Here is a 15,621-nt window from a genome sequence, read left to right on the forward strand (position 1 = left end):
TTAAAAAAGCGGCTGCTTTGCCAAATAAATGGACATGTTATTCATCGCGGTTAAGAGAAGAGCAATGGATGATCAATCATTTATTGTCCATCTCTGCTTGTTATTTTGAATCGCTTTGACCGTGCTCTCATATACCCCTTTGGCTATCAACTTTCCGAGAGTAGCGCCCGTTCCGGCATGATGATGAAGGCTTCCCGTTTGTGTTGCGGCCAGCAGCACACTATCCATTGAAGCTTCAGCTGCGCTCGAACCGGTGGCAGAATCGATGATTCCTTCATCAAAAAGAGCCTTCGTTTTCGCTTCTGTGGCGGTCACCATGCCCTCGATAAAGGCTTGGTCAGATAAATGCCCGTTTATGAACATCCAAGTGTTGATTGCTCTAACGTGTTCGTGCTTTTCCATGTTTTTGGATGCATCTGCACCATGTGATATAGAAGCTGTAACGACGATAATTATCGAAATGCCCTCTTCTTCCCATTCTTCCACAACCCCGTCTTCTACATGAGAACTCGTCAGCATCCCGATTGTTTCATTCGGGCTGAAACCATTGTCCAGCAAAAAATTTATCATCTCCGTTTGGCTGCCAGAAACATGATCGTCTGTTGATACATGTCGGTTGACAAAGTGACGATGCCAGCCAAACCCGCCTCCGACAACTGCGGATGAAAACGTTTTAAGAGGAGATGCCGCTTTTACATAAATAAGCTCCTTTGTCTGAATAACATCCTCTTTCGTAAAAACTTTTTTTTCATCATGCTTATGCTCAGGTGACAGCATCATTTGGGGGCGTGCTATTTCTGGATGGGATTGTTTAATCGCTGAAACGTCGTATACATGATGGATTGTTTTTTCATTTAATACCGCATTTGGATCATCAATCAGAACGGACTGGCCGTTTTTTAAGAGAAGCATTTTGTCGCAATAAAGACTAGCTAAATTAATATCATGAAAAATAGACACTACTGTCAATCCATGTGACTTTGTCCATTTTTTTAATTGGTCAAGCAGCATTTTTTGATAGGTAATATCAAGATGATTGGTCGGTTCATCAAGCAAAAGCAAAGATGGGTTTTGTGCGAGTGCTTGAGCTAAAAACACTCTTTGTTTCTCACCCCCGCTTAAATGCTTGATCGAAAGATGCTTCAATTTGGTTACGTTTGTAAATTCCATAACTTGTTGGATTACTTGTTCATCTTCGTACGTCAACCGTTTTAAAAATCCGCGCTGAAACGGATACCTGCCGAGCGCTACCGTCTCCCAAACTGTATAGTCAAACATTTGCGTATTGTTTTGCGGAAGTGAGGCAATTTTACGTGCCAGCTGTTTCGCGGAATAAGCTTGAAGCGGTTTTCCCTCCAGTTCAATTGTGCCGCTTCTTACAGGGATGAGTCCGCCGATCATTTTTAACAGCGTCGTTTTTCCGCTTCCATTCGGTCCTAAAATGCCAAACATTTCTCCCTTCTCTACAATAAAAGAAAGATTTTCAATAATATTCCGCCGTTGATATCCGCCGGCAATATTTTTGATCTGCAACATGCTGCTACCCTCTTCTTTCCATTCGTTGTTTCATTAAAATAAACGCGAAGCTTGGAGCACCAATCAATGCAGTAATGACACCGATAGGAAGTTCGGTTGGCGACATAATTGTTCTCGATACCAAGTCTGCTAAAATTAAAAAGCCAGCCCCAAATAAAGCGGATAGGGGTAGAAGATGCCGGTAATCATTTCCCCAAAGCAGCCGATTCAAATGAGGAACGACAAGCCCTACAAATCCGATCGTTCCGCTTATCGCGACGGCTGCACCAGCTAAAATGGAGGCTGATGTCAAGATCAATAATTTCCTCTTTTTCACGTTTACCCCCAATTGATGCGCTTTTTCTTCTCCGAAGGCGAGCGCGTTCAGCTCTGTTCCGTTGGCTAAAATCAATAAAGAGCCGACGACGAAAAAAGGCAAAAGCATCATAACATAAACCCAGCCGCGCATCGATACGCTGCCTAGAAGCCAGTTGACGATTTGCCTCAATTCCTCACCGGACATCGCGATCATAAAAGAAATCAAAGCCCCTAAAAAGGAGCTCATGATGATTCCCGTCAACACGATCGTTTCAATCCTCATCGCTTTATCAATCATTCCTGCGAAAAAAATCACAAAAATTATCGTCATGAATCCGGTTAAAATACTGGCTACCGGCAATGTAAAAAATCCGAAAAACGGAATGTGAATCCCGAAAAAAAGAACAAAAACAGCTCCTAATGATGCACCAGAAGACACGCCGAGCGTATAAGGATCTGCCAAAGGATTTTGCAAAAGTCCTTGAAAGGATGCCCCTGCCAGAGCTAGCGAAGCGCCGACAAGGCCAGCCAAAATAACGCGCGGCAAACGGATACTCATGACGATATTTTGCGTGTTTTCATCAACGCTGCCATTTCCACCCATGTGAAAAAGGGAGTCCCCAATCATTTGCAAAATATCAAAAAATGATATTGGAAACGTCCCGATGGAAACACCAAGAAAAATAGAAAAAACAAGAAAACAAACGGTCACCATATAGGCGACCACGTGTTTATTATTCGAATACATCCGGGTAAACCGCTTTTGCAAGTTCTTCTACTCCTTCTACCAATCTTGGACCTGGACGGCTCACTAAATCTTCATTCACTTCATAAACACGCTTTTCTTTAATGGCTGTAACATTTTCCCATCCCTTGCGGCCAAGAACTTGTTCAGTTGCGTTTTCAACATAATTTCCATAGGTGATGATGATGGTATCAGGATTTAATTTCACTACCGCCTCTTCCGTTATTTGCGGCCATCCTTCCTGATCGCCCGCTGCATTTTCCGCATTGATGATGGCAAGCATTTCATCCATAAACGTTCCTTTTCCTGTTGTATATAGCTGAGGCGGAGCACTGATTTCGACAAACACTTTTTGCTTTTCGGCATCTGTTATATTTTTCGCTTTTTCTTTTAATTCATTTACTTTTGTTTTCATATTTTGAACGATTTCATCTGCTTTTTCTTTCGTTCCGGTAATTTTCCCGATCGTCTGAATAGTTTGATACACTTGTTCAAACGATGTTGCATTCTCAACAACAAATACGGTAATGCCGGCTTCTTTCAATTGGTTTAATCCTTCTTTGGCATTTGCAGCGCTTGAAGCATGCGCCAAAACAAGATCAGGCTTCAAAGAAATGATTTTTTCCACGTTGAAGTTCATATCACCGACTTTTTCCTTGTTTTTCACTTCTTCCGGATAGTTGTCCAATTCTGTTACCCCAACAATTTGATCGCCTAACCCTAGTGTGTAAACAATTTCTGTATTGCTTGGAATAAGTGAAACAATACGCTTCGGTTTTTCCTTGATTGTTACATCTTCACCTAATGCGTCCTTCACTGTAACTGGGAATAATTTGGATGTTTGTTCGCTCGCGTTGCTGTTATTTTCTTTTTGTTCTGTATTATTCGTTTGTCCGCAGCCAACTAGAAGTCCAATTAAAAGCAATAACGATAAAAACAGTGCAGAAAACTTTTTCATGACGTTCCTCCTCCAATAAAAAAACATCTTCTTTTTTTGATAAGAAGATGTCTGAAAACAAGCATATCGCTTTGTTCTGTTTTCAAACACCTCCCTATCCTCGTAGGGTTTTTAGGCGTGTTCAAACAGGCAGGTCTCCTGGCTCATGGTCATCGCTCCCTGAACCTTCCCGTAGACACAGTGGCATTTTCAGGTTGCTCCCATTCACAGTGGCGGGACCGCGTTGGATTTTCACCAAACTTCCCTTTTAAGCGGACAAAAGTATCCGCACCTGTTTGCTTTTGAATGAAATTGTCGACGAATGTAATTATACATCATTCAAATCCGTTCTGGTAGAAAAAATGTGAAAATGCTATGTCAAGTTTTATATTGGACTTTTTATAAGGTTTTCAATTCAACCGTGTTGATTTGAACCGATTACCGTAAAAATGAATAAAATTTTAATGGATGGGTAATTGATTTTAGGAACGAAGGAGGATCCATAAGTGACAGTCGTTCTTTTAGACCCAGGCCACGGTGGAAGTGATCCTGGTGCAACATTTAGAAGCTATGAAGAAGAAGACTTTACGCTGACTATTGCCTTAATAGCCAGAGACCATTTGCTAGAAAACTTTCAAGTAGATGTCGTGATGACACGAACGAACGATCGCACTGTCAGTTTAGAAGAAAGAACGAGTTTGGCAAACAGACTAAATGTCGATTTTTTCTGCTCCATCCATGTCAATTCAGGGGGCGGAACAGGATTTGAAAGCTATATTTACAACCGCGGTGCATCCAATAAAACGATTCAATACCGTTCCATCATTCATAATCATATTATGAGCGTAATCGGGCCAAAATATAACGTACAGGACCGCGGAAAAAAAAGCGCCAATTTTTTTGTGTTGAGAGAAACGAAAATGCCCGCGGTTCTTTTGGAAACATTATTTATCGATAATCCTAACGATATCAAATTGTTAACCTCTTCTGCTTTTATAAGTGATTTTGCCGCCAGTGTGGCGGAAGGAATAGGAAAAGCCCTTAATTTAAAGAGAAAGGCAAGCACAACAAAAAAGCCGTCGACAAAACCGTCGGCTCCTGTTTCAAACAACACGCTTTACAAAGTGATTGCCGGTTCCTTCAAAGAGCGGAAAAATGCAGAACAACGCGTAAAGGAACTGAGGGGAAAAAACGTGGACAGTTTTATTTCACCTGCTAATGTTAACGGCACAAGTTTTTACCGTGTTCAAGCAGGGGCTTTTCAACATTTGGAAAATGCGAAGGAGCAGCTGGCAAAACTTGTGCAGCTGGGCTATAAAGATGCTTTTATTTTAACTCCCGAAGAGCAGCGAGCAAATCCGCCAAGGCAAAATCAACTAGCCAGCTTGCTGTCTACATCAGAGCCGCAAGCATCCGCCACAGAAGACATTTCTATTTTAGGAGAACCGCTTTTATCGGGAACATTGTTGGATCAGTTCGTAAAAAATACGAATCCAGATGCACCTCAACTGGGCGATTTATATATCCAATTAAGCAAACTATACGGAATACGCGGTGATATCGCTTACGCACAAGCCATTCATGAGACGAACTATTTTCGCTTCACCGGGGTTGTCGACCGCAGCCAAAACAATTTTGCCGGAATTGGAGCGACAGGCCCGAATGTCCGAGGAGCAAGCTTCTCCACATCAAGAGAAGGAGTTCTCGCTCATTTGCAGCACTTGTTTGCTTATGCGACAACAAAGCCTCTTCCAAGTGATGAGCCGCTTGTAGATCCAAGATTTCATTATGTGAAGCGCGGATCAGCTACCACTTGGAAAGAATTAAATGGAAAGTGGGCAGTTCCTGGAGATCGTTACGGAGAAATGATTTTATCGATTTACCGTTCCAACCTTCAATTCGCTGTTCAACAGCTTTCCTCCATGATTGCGGAATTAAACAAACATGTATGATCATTTTTTTTGGTCCATTTTCCAATTAACGTGAATAAAATTGAAAATCATTATCAATAATAAAAGAGAGCCGAAATGGAATTCGGCCCTCTCCATTATTTAGAAAGTTTCCGGTTCAAATGTTTTGCAATCCGTTTCCTTTTGATCTTTGGCGGTTTTCCCCGAATGGCTGACAACATAAATGGAATCAGCTGAACATCTATTTCCATCCGCCCAATATTTACAGTTGTTTACTTCACATAAAACGTCTTGTGCCATCGCATGTCACCTCCCAATTATAGAATTGCCATCGGAAGGTGTTTTGATACGACACAAATAGTTTTTGACAATGACAATTTTTTAAAAATATGCATCTCATGGCAAAAAAGTATGACGGGATGAAAAATATTTTAATCCAGCGTCCTTGCTTGATTCGATTTTTTTCATTAGGAACGGTTGTGCTGGAATAAAAAATAAGGAAGCTGCTGATAAGCAGCAGCTTCCTTATTTCGCAAAGACGTGATCGCCTATGACAATTGTTGTGTTTTTAGTTCGAACCCATTGGTCGTCCGTCTTTTTCGGATTATAAAAATACAGGGAGCCTTGACCTAAACCGTGGAATGCCAAAGCTTCATTTACTGCTCTTTTGGATTCCTCACTTGCAGGCTTGTTAATCTCTCCATTTGCTACAGGAGTAAATTGGCGATCTTGATAAATAACCTCTGTAATTGTATCAGGATATAAAGGGCTGTCTACGCGATTTAATACAACAGTGGCAACCGCAACTTTTCCTTCGTATGGTTCTCCTTTTGCTTCTGCTTCTACTAATCTAGCCAATAAATCTTTTTCACTTGCTGAGATAGTTGGCGGAATAGTCAACTCTTCTCCAACATATAGTTCATCAGTTGTTTTATTGTTAACGGATTTTAGTTTTTGAACTGAAACCCCGTATTTTAGACCAATTTTCCAGAGTGTATCTCCTTCTTTCACCGAATAGGCAGCGCTTGCCTCACTTCCTTGTCCGGTGAAAACAATGGCAGCAAGAGCAATAAATGAGGAGAAGATGAATTTTTTTATTTTCTTCATAAATCCTACCTCCTTTTTTTCGCTCTCTATTACCCTAACATCTTCTAATCTAGAATTCATTAAAAAATCTTTTCATATTATTCATAAATATTCCAGCAAAGGTTCGGCATTTACTTATGTCTTTTGGAAACATTTTGCTGAATACACTGTACTTTGTTCTTTTAGAACCTCCCTGCACAAGAGATATTTTTCCACAACAATTTCCTATTGGTATAAAGTTTCAACAATTTACAGATTTTGGACTTTCACCTATATTCGAGTTTTGAATCATAAAAAAAGACAAGACAAATGAATGTCCTGTCTTTTTTGAAATTAATTTTTCAATATATCATGATCGACGTACCGTTCGCCATTCAGCTCGCTGATGACATTGATGGCCACTTTTGCACCGTCACCTGCGGTAATGATTGTATGTACACTTACGCCAGCAGCTGTACCTGCTGCCCAAATTCCGTCAATATTTGTTTTTCCATTTGAATCCACATCGAATATTGTTTTGATGCGAGGCTCTGTTCCGTCTTTTGTTTTTAATCCAATTTTCTCGGCTAAATCCGTCAATACTCCTGTCGCTAAAATGACATGCTTCGCTTCATACGAACCGCCATCGGTTTTGACGACGTGTCCATCCTGTTTTGTTTCAATTGTTTCCACTTGCTCGTTTTTTATTTCTGCTCCAAACTTTTCCGCCTGTTTTTTCCCAATATCGATTAAATCAGGACCTGTAATTTCTAAAACACCATAGTGGTTTTCGATCCATGCCCTTTTCGTCATTGATTTATCGTGATCTAAAACTAATGTTTTCTTTCCAGCCTTCGCCGTAAACAACGCAGCACTTGCCCCCGCAGGACCGGCACCAACAATAATCACATCGTACATCTTAACTCCTCCTTTGCAAAAAATGTTTATAATTTCATTGTAAGCGCAATCGAAAAAAAATGTAAAGAAACTTGCTTACCAATTCTGAAAATTAAAAAATTCATATATAATCTCCCTTCTCCAGCTGAACATAAAACCTTTTGTAGGCTGGAGTCCCGAAGTAAAAACCGCTTATCCCCAACTGATCTATTTTCAGAATACAGTAAAAAACGCTATTAAAATTCGCTATGCGGCTTCCGACACCCCAATGTGCAATGTTCCACAAAACTGCTACATAAGTCCGCCGGAGGAAGAAAAACATGAAAGTCAGTATATGACACTCCTTTGGCGATTGACATTACAAACGATACTTAGTCGTAATCCATATTATGCAAATTCAGGTGAATTTTCTCAGCAGACTGAACCATATATTAAAGAAAGAGCGTCTAAATATATTAGTTGGAAACTTCTAGAATGGAATAAATCATCATTTACTTAAAAAAAATAGGGAAGCTTTCGTTTAGCAACAAAAAATTTATTTATGAAATGAACATTACAACGGCTCTGCTAGCAGCAAATCGACCATTCAACATCTTGAATATTTGATAAATATTTTACGCATTCTCTCGGCTTCTTTATTCACCGCTAGATCGTCACGAAACAGGTTGAGATAAAGGTTTCGAACGACAACTAACATTTAAAATAGATCCATACCTCTTTACGAAGCTTTCAAAAAAGATTGGTGAAGCGCATATCCAAACCGAAGCAAGAATGAAATGACAAGAAGATAAAGAATCATCAAGTACATGAATCAAGCTCAAGAAAACGGACTGAAACAATATATTTATGATGATATTTCGAATTTCACAAGGATCGTAGAAATGGATGGATATAAAAGCCAATTTTAAAAAAATTTATTAAAAATGGAAAACGGCTTTGACATCTTTTCATCCTGATAGTACTCTATATTCGTTGACATTTTACATACGGCATTTATTTAAAGAAGGCAGTGAACATTAGTGAAATCGTTTGTATGGAAAATAAGCGGCATCGTTTTCATTTCGATCATTTTCATTTTTTTAATGTCTTTTTATTACAAAACATTAAGGGTACAGTCTGTCCCAGCAAATGGAAGCAAACAAATAGAAAAATCGCAATATGATGGAGTTGACTTAATTTCAGATATTGAGGATAAAAAAGAATTCCATTCCGCCATACACTATCCGAGATTTCAAAGCAGCAAACTGAATGCATCCATCCAGTCTTACGTCAAAGAAGAGAAAAGACGGTTTCACGAACAAATTCAATCCCAAAAATGGCGCTTGTTCAAAGATCCGTCGAATTTTTCTCTGACTTTTCGCCTCTATCCGGTCACAGACAGCGTCTATTCTTTTGTTTTTACTTCAGAAAGCCATTCAGATGGGGAAAAAGAAAGTAAAGACTTTAAAATCTTCATAGTCGATTTGGCAGCAGAACGTTTTATAAACAGCCAAGACATTCTTGAAATCGATGAAAAAACAAAAGAAAAGCTGCATGTTCAATTGACGGACCAGTTTCTTCAATCAAAAAAATATAAAAAAAGCTTTAGCAAAAAGAAGCTTAACAAGTGGCTCAATCACCCATATAACGATTTTTCCAATATTTATTTGACAAACAAATTCATTGTTTTCAAGTTTCATAGCAATGAAGTAACAGAAGGTGCTGAAAGTCCTGAAATTTCCATTCCTTTAACGAAAGGAAAAGAGTTATTGACAGAGGAGTGGCGGAAGCGATTATGGATGGAAGAAAACAAACCAAAAAAAGCAGAACCATTGCCGAAAAAACCTCCCATCCAAAAAGACGAGCCGATCAAAAGCAAAAAAATAGTTGCTCTAACATTTGATGACGGACCTCACCCAAAATATACAACAGAAATTTTGGATTTATTAAAATCGTATCATGCAAAAGCCACTTTTTTTGTGATTGGTCAAAGAGTTAATTTTTATCCTAATATTGTAAAAAGAATAGGTTCGGAAGGACATGAAATTTGCAACCACAGCTTTAGCCATAAAGATTTTACAACTTTAAAAAAAGAGAAAATACTTGAAGAAATAAATATGACCGATCAAGAAATTTTCAAGGCATCGGGCTTAAAAGCGAATTGCGTCCGCCCTCCATATGGGGCTGTTAATCAAAAGGTCAGATCAGCTATTGAAAAGCCTATCATTCTATGGACTGTAGATACATTAGATTGGAAAACGGATGACCCAAAAAAAGTACTTAAAATCGTTCAAGCCAAGACAAAAAACGGTTCCATCATTTTAATGCACGATATTCATTCATCCACAGTAGAGGCATTGAAGCTAATCTTGCCATATTTAAAACAACAAGGTTATGAGTTTGTAACTGTATCAGAGATATCAAAAAAATGAAATCCTCGTCACATGCAGTTGGCGACCGAAATATTAAATGCATACAATGCCTATTCTTATAGTGTTGAATGCGATCCGATTCCCAAATCTATGGAAACGTTCAACAGAAATTTTGAAAGCTGAAACGTTTGATGCCTATTTTAATGAAAAAAATGATCTGTCCTGCTAAAGAAGCTTTGCAGTGGAAATGTGTGAAAAGGAAAAGGGATTTTAAAGCGATTCCCATAAAAAGATGTTCCAGTATTTTAACGTTTGCACTCATTTTTGGCCATAAAAGCAGGGATCCAAAAAGGTCAGCATTTTGGGTCCCTTTCTTTTGTCAAGTCGTAACAGCTGGTGCCGATTGATGTACACAATAGAGCAATTGATTTGCTTTTCCTTGCAGAAAGTTGATTGCTTATAAACCAGACGTCGTTGCTCTACGTTTTTCATTTAATGCACAAATACGTTTATATTGCTGTTATTCATGGGCAGTGCATGCCGCAAACCGCCTTTCTTGCCACAGCAATAAAGTATTCCCAAAACAGCTTCTGCTGTAATTTAAGGCATATTGTTATTCTCTGCAGTGCCCATCCCCTCTTCATTTCATCCTATCCAGTAATGATCAAAAGCTTTGAACAATTTCTCCCTTTCACTTTATAGCAAACAAAAAAAGCCCATTTTAGCTCGTATGTAAACTAAAATGGACAAATTTCTTATTTTTATTTAATGATTAAGACTGGACAGTGAGCCTCTTGAGCTACTTTTCGGCTGACGCTTCCCAACAACGTTGCTTTAAGCGCGCCTTTTCCTGCACTCCCCATTACAATGATGGAATAGTCATGTTCTTTTGCATAATCCGTAATAATTGTTGCTGGCTCTCCTTGGAAAATATGTGTTTCATGCGGGACGTTGCTTTCAGTAAGGAATTCAATCGCTGGTTTTAAAATCGCTTCGTTCTCTTCATCAATTAATTTGGAAATATCAACAAAATAATACTGCTCTGTAAATCTTAAATTATTGACATGCAAAATCGTGATTTTTTCAGACCCAACTGTTTTGGCAAGTTTTACAGCATGCTCAAGCGCGCGTGTAGAATGGGCAGATCCATCCATAGGAACTAATATTTTTTTGTACATCCTCATCCCCTCCAAAAGAACTATTTTTTCTTTATTTCCATTTTATCAAAATTTTTCTAGAATTTAAGTAGAGATTTGTCAAAATTTCGATTTTCACCACTTTGTCACTTTTAAATCCATTTTAAAATGATAAAATATACAATGAGAAAATTTATGTTAGGAGGAAAAAAATGGACTCCATTCAAAACTATGAACAGCCTCACAACAAAAAAAATTACACCGGCATTGTTGTGACACTCTCAGTTATTATAAATGCCGTTATTTTACTGTTATTTTTCTCTCCACTCGGATATCGAGGCGAAGTCCATTTTGATTTGACGATTTTCCCAAGACTTAATGCGATTTTTAACAGCTTTACGTTCGTCTTTCTGCTCGCTGCTCTTTATGCAATTAAAAAGAAAAATATCAAAGTACACCGGAACTTTATCATCGCAGCGTTTACAACGACCACCTTATTTTGTATTTCTTATTTAACCTATCATTTTTTGCAATCTGAACCGACCCGTTATGGCGGTGAAGGATTTATGAAAACATTTTATTTATTTATTCTTACTTCCCATAGTATATTAGCAGCCGTCATTGTTCCGCTTGCATTGTTTGCCTTTTTCTGGGGAATGTCAAGACAGGTAGAAAAACACCGGAAAATTGTTCGCTGGGCGATGCCGATTTGGCTATACGTCTCATTTACTGGTGTTCTTGTATACATCTTGATTTCTCCTTATTATTAAAAAAAGAAGGTTGACCGAGCTGTCCGGTCAACCTTCTTTTTCGTTTAGAAACTCTTTCATTAAATAATCTTTTTTTTTCGATCATCGTTTAACTTTCTTTGCCGTTCAAGCCATTCTCCTGTTTGTTGAAACAATTCGGTTGAATGACAAATAGACGAAAATGTATGGTTTCCGCCGATAATGAGTGATTTTTCAACGCTGTTAGCCCTTTTTTTGAAGCTTTTTTCATACAGGCAAGCATAAGAAGGAGAAATGACTTCATCTTCTGTTCCGTGGACAACGAATACGTCACCTGTAAACGATTTTGCCTCTTGTAAAGGAGTGTACTGTTCAAGCGAGCGGAAAAATGTTTTCGTTAAGGAATAGCCTTCATAATCAACATATTGGCTTGATTCTGCTTCTTCTAAGCCTTCCTTTCCAACTATGGCCGCTATATCTTCAAATGGCCGACCGACCGCTCCCCAAATCGCCAAATTCTTCACGCGGTCATCCCGTACAGCTGTGAGTGTCGCCACTGCTCCTCCTAAACTATGGCCAAGCAAATATAATTCATGTTTGTCGATGAAAGGAAGCTTTTCAACAAAATCGATGACATGAATCGTTTGTTCAATAAAGCGGTCGAGGCCATAAGTTCCGTAAATACCGCTGCTTTCGCCGCAGCCTTCGTAATCAAACCGCAAAACGGCAAATCCGAGCGAAGCAAAATGGTTGGCTGCTTTGACGAACAATCGGTTGACACCTATTCGGCTTCCTATAAAACCGTGACAAATAACAACAACCGGAAATTTTTCGTTTTTAGCTGGAGCGTTCGGTATATGCAATGTAGCAGCTAACGATGCCTGTTGGCTCGGAATATAGTACATTTTTTCCATAAAATTAACCACCTTTAATCGTTCGTTTTTTTTATTATAATGTTTATAATTCCGATAAGTCAAGTATGTTTTTGGGGATTTAAACCCAAAAAAAAAAGCAATCTTAACAGTTTGCTTTTGCACCTATTTCGGTAAATGATTGAGAAAATTTTGATACGCAAATCCTTTCACTTCGTCCTCATTATAATATTTCAGCAGTTCATTGATCAAGTTTTGTGTTTTTGCCGCATCTTCCAATCCTATTACTTTTTGCTCAATTCCGTCAAAATCAGAGCCAAGTCCGATTTGTTTCACTCCACCTAGCATGCAAAAATGGTCGATATGTTTGATTACATCTTTGATTGCTGCCTGATCATTAGTTGTTAAAAATTGGGGGGCGTACACGATGTGAATGGTACCGCCTTTTTGAAACATTGCCCTTGCCTGTTCATCGGTTAAATTGCGCTGATGATCACATAAGGCGCGGGCGTTTGAATGGGTCGCAATCGGATAATCCGCAAGCTCGATTACATCCCAAAACGCACGCTCGCATAAATGGGAGACATCAGTGAAAACGCGATGCTCATTGTTTGCTTTTATGATTTCCTTGCCAAATGCTGTTACACCAGCGCCTCGTTCTTCAAGTGCTCCATCAGCTGCCAGATTGGCATAATTCCATGTCAATCCAACCGATCGAACTCCCAGCTGATAAAGAAGTCGAAGTTTGTAGAGATCTCCGCCAATCGCATCAACACCTTCGAGAGTCAGCATCGCCCCAATTTCATGTTCCTCAAGCTTATAAAAATCAGACCAATCCTTTATTTGCTTCATTTCCGGATTGTTTCCAAGCACTTCTGTAAAAAACAGATCGATTTGTTCAAGCGCCGCTTGGAATTTGTATTCAGTTTTTATTTTTTGATCGATAAAAACGGCAAAGCATTGAACCTTAATTTTACCTTTGATCAATCTTTGTTTATTCGTATCCAAATACGAGGCGTTAGCAAACTTCAGCTTTCCTTTAGCATTCGCCAGCTTCATCAGCGCATCACAATGAAGATCAATAATATTCATGTTTTCCCCCTGTTTTTTATGATAAAAAAAGCCTGGCAGGAAAGATTTCTTGCAGGCTTTTACAATCAATAGGCTCGTTATTCGTTTGCGATGTTTTCTTGGAATTTTTGATAAAGTGTTGTCGCGATCTCACCCGGTTTTCCCGTGCCAATTTTTTGCCCGTCTATGGTTACGATTGGTAAAATTTCAGAAGTTGTGCTCGTAATGAAGACTTCATCGCTTTCAAGTACATCCTCTTTCGTAAACTTTTCTTCTACTAATGTTAAACCTTCTGTTTCAATGATCGATTTTACCGCCATTCTTGTAATTCCTGACAATATATGCTTTGATAGCGGCGTCGTATAAATTGTTCCGTTTTTGACGATGAATACGTTGGAGCTCGACCCTTCCGTCACATATTCATCACGGACTAAAATCGCTTCATAGCTTCCTTTTTCATGGGCGGTTTGTTTAGCTAAAATATTCGGCAATAAGTTAAGCGATTTAATATAGCAATTGGCCCACCGCTCATCGTCATGGAATATAGCAGATACGCCGTTCTCCCGCAAATGATGGGGCAATTGCTTTGCAGGTCTTACGGTCATCGTTGTTGAAACAGAAACATCTGGAAACAAATGATTTCGAACGGCCACTCCGCGCGTAATTTGCAAATAGACGTCGCAATCTGTTAATGCTGATTTTTCAATTGCTTCTTTTATCAGCTGTTCATATTGCTCCAATGTTTGATCGAGTTTTAATTTAATCGCTTCAGCACTTGTCTGTAACCGCTCTAAATGCTCGCGCAACATAAACGGCTTTTTGTTATAAACGCGGATCACCTCATACACTCCGTCGCCAAACTGGTGTCCTCTTTCATCAATCGGGATCACCGGTTCATTGAGGTCAACAAAGCGACCATTTACATAACCGATTGACATTTTCATATCCCCCTAATTTCCATAATATCTACCAACCATTGTAACATAATTATATGAATGGAGGCTTGATCAAAATCAAAAAAGATGCAATGCCTGCACATTTATGATATAAATATCATAAAACATATATGGAAAGGTGGGATTTCCATGGACGGCATCCCTCGTCCTCTAGTTAGAACGAATCAATGGACAATTGTTTTGTCTGTTTTGATCACTTGGATCACAAACGAGCCGCTTTTTCTTCTTATTCCGCTTATTGCTGGCTTGATTGGACTCATTTTTGGTGTCAATCCGATTATGGCGGCCGCTAAAACGTTTTTACGAAAACCACATTCGTCCTATCATTTAGAAGACAGATCTGATCAGCAATTCAATCAAATCATTGCCTGCACATGCTTGCTGCTAGCTTTTATCGGATTTTCTTTTCATATTGATGTTTTAGGATATATTTTTTCGATTTTAGTTTTTTCAGCGGCTTTCATTGCGATTTTAGGATTTTGCATCGGCTGCTTTATCCGGTTCCAATGGAAGCAGTATCAATATCGAAAAGCGAAAAATTCATAAGCTTCTCCCCTGATTTTAAAAATCTGGGAAAAGACGTAAAAAAGGGGCAAGAGCACCCGAACTTTACATCGCATCTTTCAACGACACTTTCAGCGTGCGTCTTGCCCTGTGAAGCCTAGTTTTAACTGTTCCTTTCGAAAGCTTTAGCTGTTGAGCTAATTCCTGTTCTTTTAAATCATAATACAATTTCAATTCTAAAATTTCGCGGTATTTCGGTTTTAGTTTCCGAATTTCTTGAGAAATGGTCTCTTTCAGCCATTCATATTCTGCTGTTTGTTCCACATTGCCCCCTTGACTGATAGATAATTCATCAAGGGGGCACGGCGTTTTCTGTTCCTTCCGAAGAAAATCTATCGCAGTTCTCGCTGCTACTGTACCGAGCCAACCAGAGATTTTTTCCATATCCTCAATTTGTTCAGCCTTTTGATAAAATTTCAAAAATGTTTCCTGCAATACATCTTCTGCCAAATGTACATCTTTCGTTATGGAAAAAGCAATCCGGTACACTTTTTTATAAAACATACAATAGATGTCTTGAAAGCTCTCTTGAGCGGATATTATATCATCCATAATT

15 protein-coding genes and 1 riboswitch are annotated in these 15,621 nt (G+C 38.9%); of the genes, 4 read left to right on the top strand and 11 right to left on the bottom strand.

What is annotated here, in order from left to right:
* Nucleotides 1-72: 72 nt before the first annotated feature.
* Genes NSQ94_RS12440 through NSQ94_RS12450 form a run of 3 tightly spaced genes read right to left on the bottom strand, consistent with a single transcriptional unit; the run spans nt 73 to nt 3,536 of the window.
* Nucleotides 73-1,536, bottom strand: a complete 1,464-nt coding sequence (locus tag NSQ94_RS12440) for an adenosylcobinamide amidohydrolase (RefSeq protein ID WP_339229241.1) — start codon at nt 1,534-1,536, stop codon at nt 73-75.
* A gap of 4 nt (nt 1,537-1,540) precedes the next feature.
* Nucleotides 1,541-2,602: an iron ABC transporter permease gene (locus tag NSQ94_RS12445; protein WP_066251066.1), complete on the bottom strand. Its 1,062-nt coding sequence runs from the start codon at nt 2,600-2,602 to the stop codon at nt 1,541-1,543.
* Nucleotides 2,568-3,536 carry an ABC transporter substrate-binding protein gene (locus tag NSQ94_RS12450; protein WP_339229243.1) on the bottom strand — a complete coding sequence of 323 codons (969 nt, stop codon included), beginning with the start codon at nt 3,534-3,536 and terminating at the stop codon, nt 2,568-2,570. The genes NSQ94_RS12445 and NSQ94_RS12450 overlap by 35 nt, the downstream gene beginning before the upstream one ends.
* 110 nt (nt 3,537-3,646) lie before the next feature.
* A riboswitch (cobalamin riboswitch) is annotated at nt 3,647-3,826 on the bottom strand.
* 195 nt (nt 3,827-4,021) lie between these two features.
* Here NSQ94_RS12450 and NSQ94_RS12455 point away from each other — a divergent pair.
* On the top strand, nt 4,022-5,467 hold the full coding sequence (locus NSQ94_RS12455; protein WP_339229245.1) for an N-acetylmuramoyl-L-alanine amidase: 1,446 nt from the start codon (nt 4,022-4,024) through the stop codon (nt 5,465-5,467).
* Nucleotides 5,468-5,566: 99 nt separating this feature from the next.
* Here the strand turns inward: NSQ94_RS12455 and NSQ94_RS12460 are convergent, their stop codons facing one another.
* The 3 genes from NSQ94_RS12460 to NSQ94_RS12470 all read right to left on the bottom strand — a co-directional run bounded on the left by NSQ94_RS12460 (nt 5,567) and on the right by NSQ94_RS12470 (nt 7,408).
* On the bottom strand, nt 5,567-5,725 hold the full coding sequence (locus tag NSQ94_RS12460) for a DUF1540 domain-containing protein (RefSeq protein ID WP_065095535.1): 159 nt from the start codon (nt 5,723-5,725) through the stop codon (nt 5,567-5,569).
* Nucleotides 5,726-5,950: 225 nt separating this feature from the next.
* Complete coding sequence (locus NSQ94_RS12465; RefSeq protein ID WP_063389409.1) at nt 5,951-6,532, bottom strand: cell wall hydrolase; 582 nt, start codon at nt 6,530-6,532, stop codon at nt 5,951-5,953.
* A 312-nt stretch (nt 6,533-6,844) separates the two neighbouring features.
* A complete protein-coding gene (locus NSQ94_RS12470; RefSeq protein ID WP_063389410.1) occupies nt 6,845-7,408 on the bottom strand; it encodes an FAD-dependent oxidoreductase in 564 nt (187 codons plus the stop codon).
* Between the two features lie 998 nt (nt 7,409-8,406).
* Between NSQ94_RS12470 and NSQ94_RS12475 the strand changes: the two genes are divergently transcribed.
* The gene (locus NSQ94_RS12475) at nt 8,407-9,798 is read left to right on the top strand and encodes a polysaccharide deacetylase family protein (protein WP_094245495.1); all 1,392 of its coding nucleotides are present in this window, start codon (nt 8,407-8,409) and stop codon (nt 9,796-9,798) included.
* Between the two features lie 701 nt (nt 9,799-10,499).
* Here the strand turns inward: NSQ94_RS12475 and NSQ94_RS12480 are convergent.
* The gene (locus NSQ94_RS12480; RefSeq protein ID WP_063389413.1) at nt 10,500-10,916 is read right to left on the bottom strand and encodes a universal stress protein; all 417 of its coding nucleotides are present in this window, start codon (nt 10,914-10,916) and stop codon (nt 10,500-10,502) included.
* Nucleotides 10,917-11,086: 170 nt separating this feature from the next.
* On the opposite strand from NSQ94_RS12480, the gene NSQ94_RS12485 reads away from it, so the two are divergent.
* The gene (locus NSQ94_RS12485; RefSeq protein WP_063389414.1) at nt 11,087-11,644 is read left to right on the top strand and encodes a DUF420 domain-containing protein; all 558 of its coding nucleotides are present in this window, start codon (nt 11,087-11,089) and stop codon (nt 11,642-11,644) included.
* 59 nt (nt 11,645-11,703) lie between these two features.
* Here the strand turns inward: NSQ94_RS12485 and NSQ94_RS12490 are convergent, their stop codons facing one another.
* The 3 genes from NSQ94_RS12490 to dat all read right to left on the bottom strand — a co-directional run bounded on the left by NSQ94_RS12490 (nt 11,704) and on the right by dat (nt 14,483).
* Complete coding sequence (locus tag NSQ94_RS12490) at nt 11,704-12,516, bottom strand: alpha/beta fold hydrolase (RefSeq protein WP_339229247.1); 813 nt, start codon at nt 12,514-12,516, stop codon at nt 11,704-11,706.
* A gap of 123 nt (nt 12,517-12,639) precedes the next feature.
* Nucleotides 12,640-13,566: a dipeptidase gene (locus NSQ94_RS12495; protein ID WP_066251054.1), complete on the bottom strand. Its 927-nt coding sequence runs from the start codon at nt 13,564-13,566 to the stop codon at nt 12,640-12,642.
* Nucleotides 13,567-13,643: 77 nt separating this feature from the next.
* Nucleotides 13,644-14,483, bottom strand: coding sequence for a D-amino-acid transaminase (gene dat, locus NSQ94_RS12500; protein ID WP_339229249.1), 840 nt, complete (start codon nt 14,481-14,483; stop codon nt 13,644-13,646).
* Nucleotides 14,484-14,630: 147 nt separating this feature from the next.
* Between dat and NSQ94_RS12505 the strand changes: the two genes are divergently transcribed.
* Entirely contained in the window at nt 14,631-15,047 is a 417-nt protein-coding gene (locus tag NSQ94_RS12505) for a DUF4395 domain-containing protein (RefSeq protein WP_063389418.1), read from the top strand.
* Nucleotides 15,048-15,110: 63 nt separating this feature from the next.
* On the opposite strand, the gene NSQ94_RS12510 is transcribed toward NSQ94_RS12505, so the two are convergent.
* Entirely contained in the window at nt 15,111-15,617 is a 507-nt protein-coding gene (locus NSQ94_RS12510; RefSeq protein ID WP_063389419.1) for a sigma-70 family RNA polymerase sigma factor, read from the bottom strand.
* Nucleotides 15,618-15,621 lie beyond the last annotated feature (4 nt).

The organism is Aeribacillus sp. FSL K6-2833 (assembly GCF_037965815.1).
Lineage (GTDB): Bacteria > Bacillota > Bacilli > Bacillales > Aeribacillaceae > Aeribacillus > Aeribacillus composti.

Excerpts from the sequence above, each read along its gene's own strand:
- NSQ94_RS12440 (WP_339229241.1), bottom strand. The coding sequence starts at position 1,536 with ATGTTGCAGATCAAAAATATTGCCGGCGGATATCAACGGCGGAATATT.
- NSQ94_RS12460 (WP_065095535.1), bottom strand. The coding sequence starts at position 5,725 with ATGGCACAAGACGTTTTATGTGAAGTAAACAACTGTAAATATTGGGCG.
- NSQ94_RS12495 (WP_066251054.1), bottom strand. The coding sequence starts at position 13,566 with ATGAATATTATTGATCTTCATTGTGATGCGCTGATGAAGCTGGCGAAT.
- dat (WP_339229249.1), bottom strand. The coding sequence starts at position 14,483 with ATGTCAATCGGTTATGTAAATGGTCGCTTTGTTGACCTCAATGAACCG.
- NSQ94_RS12505 (WP_063389418.1), top strand. The coding sequence starts at position 14,631 with ATGGACGGCATCCCTCGTCCTCTAGTTAGAACGAATCAATGGACAATT.
- NSQ94_RS12450 (WP_339229243.1), bottom strand. The coding sequence starts at position 3,536 with ATGAAAAAGTTTTCTGCACTGTTTTTATCGTTATTGCTTTTAATTGGA.
- NSQ94_RS12465 (WP_063389409.1), bottom strand. The coding sequence starts at position 6,532 with ATGAAGAAAATAAAAAAATTCATCTTCTCCTCATTTATTGCTCTTGCT.
- NSQ94_RS12510 (WP_063389419.1), bottom strand. The coding sequence starts at position 15,617 with ATGGATGATATAATATCCGCTCAAGAGAGCTTTCAAGACATCTATTGT.
- NSQ94_RS12490 (WP_339229247.1), bottom strand. The coding sequence starts at position 12,516 with ATGGAAAAAATGTACTATATTCCGAGCCAACAGGCATCGTTAGCTGCT.
- NSQ94_RS12470 (WP_063389410.1), bottom strand. The coding sequence starts at position 7,408 with ATGTACGATGTGATTATTGTTGGTGCCGGTCCTGCGGGGGCAAGTGCT.
- NSQ94_RS12480 (WP_063389413.1), bottom strand. The coding sequence starts at position 10,916 with ATGTACAAAAAAATATTAGTTCCTATGGATGGATCTGCCCATTCTACA.
- NSQ94_RS12485 (WP_063389414.1), top strand. The coding sequence starts at position 11,087 with ATGGACTCCATTCAAAACTATGAACAGCCTCACAACAAAAAAAATTAC.